Origin of the sequence: Curtobacterium sp. PhB25 (assembly GCF_004365375.1) — a bacterium.
GTDB lineage: Bacteria > Actinomycetota > Actinomycetes > Actinomycetales > Microbacteriaceae > Curtobacterium.
This window is the reverse complement of the sequence record NZ_SODR01000021.1, coordinates 1-3,449: the sequence shown is the minus strand read 5'-3', so window position 1 is coordinate 3,449 and position 3,449 is coordinate 1. Positions and strand designations below refer to the sequence as shown.

Here is a 3,449-nt window from a genome sequence, read left to right as displayed (position 1 = left end):
CCGGTCACGTGTCCGGCCCCCCTTCTCCCGAAGTTACGGGGGCATTTTGCCGAGTTCCTTAACCACGATTCTCTCGATCTCCTTGGTATTCTCTACCTGACCACCTGAGTCGGTTTCGGGTACGGGCGGCTGCAACCTCGCGTCGATGCTTTTCTCGGCAGCATAGGATCACTGATTTCCCCTTACGGGTACGCGTCGGATCTCAGGCACACAGACGACGGATTTGCCTATCGTCAGCCCTACATCCTTACACCAGGTTCACCTTACGGATACCATCGCCTGGCTCAGCTACCTTCCTGCGTCACACCTGTTCATACGCTAACCGCACCAGCATGGGGTCGAGCGTTAGACCGGCCACCATCACCCCGAAGGGATCCGGTTGTTCCGGGTTAGGACTCTTAGCACCACTGGATTAGCTTGGGCGGTTGTTCGCCGGTACGGGAATATCAACCCGTTGGCCATCGACTACGCCTGTCGGCCTCGCCTTAGGTCCCGACTTACCCAGGGCGGATTAACCTGGCCCTGGAACCCTTGGTCTTTCGGAGGACGGGTTTCTCACCCGTCTTTCGCTACTCATGCCTGCATTCTCACTCGTGTAGCGTCCACGGCTGGATCACTCCGCCGCTTCACTCGCCACACGACGCTCTCCTACCACTCCGCACGACTGAACCACGAAGGCTTGTCTAGTGTGCGAAATCTACAACTTCGGTGGTGTGCTTGAGCCCCGTTACATTGTCGGCGCGGAATCACTTGACCAGTGAGCTATTACGCACTCTTTCAAGGGTGGCTGCTTCTAAGCCAACCTCCTGGTTGTCTATGCAACTCCACATCCTTTCCCACTTAGCACACGCTTAGGGACCTTAGTTGGTAGTCTGGGTTGTTTCCCTCTCGACGATGAAGCTTATCCCCCACCGTCTCACTGCTGCGCTCTCACTCACCGGCATTCGGAGTTTGGCTGACGTCAGTAACCTGTTGAGGCCCATCGGCCATCCAGTAGCTCTACCTCCGGCGAGAAACACGCAACGCTGCACCTAAATGCATTTCGGAGAGAACCAGCTATCACGAAGTTTGATTGGCCTTTCACCCCTATCCACAGCTCATCCCCTCCATTTTCAACTGAAGTGGGTTCGGTCCTCCACGACGTCTTACCGTCGCTTCAACCTGGCCATGGATAGATCACTTCGCTTCGGGTCTAGAACATGCGACTCAAACGCCCTATTCAGACTCGCTTTCGCTACGGCTGCCCCACACGGGTTAACCTCGCCACATATCACTAACTCGCAGGCTCATTCTTCAAAAGGCACGCCGTCACCCCTACTAAGGGGGCTCCGACGGTTTGTAAGCAAACGGTTTCAGGTACTATTTCACTCCCCTCCCGGGGTACTTTTCACCTTTCCCTCACGGTACTTGTCCGCTATCGGTCATCTGGGAGTATTTAGGCTTATCAGGTGGTCCTGACAGATTCACACGGGATTTCTCGGGCCCCGTGCTACTTGGGATACACATCCGGCCATAACACCATTTCGTCTACGGGGCTGGCACCCACTACGGCCCGGCTTTCAAACCGGTTCGACTATGATGCGCTGTAACCGCCCCAGTCCGGCAGAACTGAGTGACGTGTCCCACAACCCCGACCATGCAACGCCCGCCGGCTATCACACATGATCGGTTTAGCCTCATCCGCTTTCGCTCGCCACTACTCACGGAATCACATGTTGTTTTCTCTTCCTGTGGGTACTGAGATGTTTCACTTCCCCACGTTCCCTCTACCCGCCCTATATATTCAGGCGGGAGTCACCAGGTCACAAAAGCGCCCAGCGGGGTTTCCCCATTCGGAAATCCTCGGATCAGGGCTCGATTATCAGCTCCCCGAGGCTTATCGCAGATTTCTACGTCCTTCTTCGGCTCCAGATGCCAAGGCATCCACCGTTTGCTCTTAGAAACTTGACCACAAAGATTAAAATTGCGATCCGTCATCACCCACAACACGAACACCAAAAGTGCCCGGTCGATTGGATGACGCGAATCAAAGATGCTCGCGTCCACTGTGTAGTTCTCAACATACGATCGGCACCACACTCCCCACCGTCCAGTGACAGTGCTTCATGCGGCCCAACGAAGGACCCGTAGGCCCAACCCCCAACCCACCTCACGGCAGATCAGGAAGCCTGGTCCCTCAGGACCCAACAACGTGCACCAGTCGGCAACTCCACCCCAACCCGTCCCAACCCTGCAAGCAGAGCGTACTGAGGTCGGAAGCATCACTCCCAACTGCACTGTCAATGTTCCACCCATGAGCTACCCGTCGGACACGTTCGGTCCGAATCAGGCGCCTGGACCACGCCCACCCCGAAGGGCACACGAGACCAGATGCTCCTTAGAAAGGAGGTGATCCAGCCGCACCTTCCGGTACGGCTACCTTGTTACGACTTAGTCCTAATCACCGATCCCACCTTCGACGGCTCCTTCCACAAGGGTTAGGCCACCGGCTTCGGGTGTTACCGACTTTCATGACTTGACGGGCGGTGTGTACAAGGCCCGGGAACGTATTCACCGCAGCGTTGCTGATCTGCGATTACTAGCGACTCCGACTTCATGAGGTCGAGTTGCAGACCTCAATCCGAACTGAGACCGGCTTTTTGGGATTCGCTCCACCTTACGGTATCGCAGCCCTTTGTACCGGCCATTGTAGCATGCGTGAAGCCCAAGACATAAGGGGCATGATGATTTGACGTCATCCCCACCTTCCTCCGAGTTGACCCCGGCAGTCTCCTATGAGTCCCCGGCATAACCCGCTGGCAACATAGAACGAGGGTTGCGCTCGTTGCGGGACTTAACCCAACATCTCACGACACGAGCTGACGACAACCATGCACCACCTGTACACCGACCACAAGGGGGCGACCATCTCTGGCCGTTTCCGGTGTATGTCAAGCCTTGGTAAGGTTCTTCGCGTTGCATCGAATTAATCCGCATGCTCCGCCGCTTGTGCGGGCCCCCGTCAATTCCTTTGAGTTTTAGCCTTGCGGCCGTACTCCCCAGGCGGGGCGCTTAATGCGTTAGCTACGACACAGAAACCGTGGAAAGGTCCCTACATCTAGCGCCCAACGTTTACGGCATGGACTACCAGGGTATCTAATCCTGTTCGCTCCCCATGCTTTCGCTCCTCAGCGTCAGTTACGGCCCAGAGATCTGCCTTCGCCATCGGTGTTCCTCCTGATATCTGCGCATTCCACCGCTACACCAGGAATTCCAATCTCCCCTACCGCACTCTAGTCTGCCCGTACCCACTGCAAGCCCGAGGTTGAGCCTCGGGATTTCACAGCAGACGCGACAAACCGCCTACGAGCTCTTTACGCCCAATAATTCCGGACAACGCTTGCACCCTACGTATTACCGCGGCTGCTGGCACGTAGTTAGCCGGTGCTTTTTCTGCAGGTACCGTCACT

At 56.2% G+C, this 3,449-nt stretch carries 2 rRNA genes (1 of these 2 running past the window's edge); both read right to left on the bottom strand.

Annotated features, from left to right (window positions below):
• A 23S ribosomal RNA gene (locus tag EDF51_RS19530) occupies positions 1 to 1,950 on the bottom strand (it extends 1,278 nt beyond the left edge of the window).
• 431 nt (positions 1,951 to 2,381) lie between these two features.
• Positions 2,382 to 3,449: ribosomal RNA gene (locus EDF51_RS19525) — 16S ribosomal RNA — on the bottom strand; the annotation flags it as partial.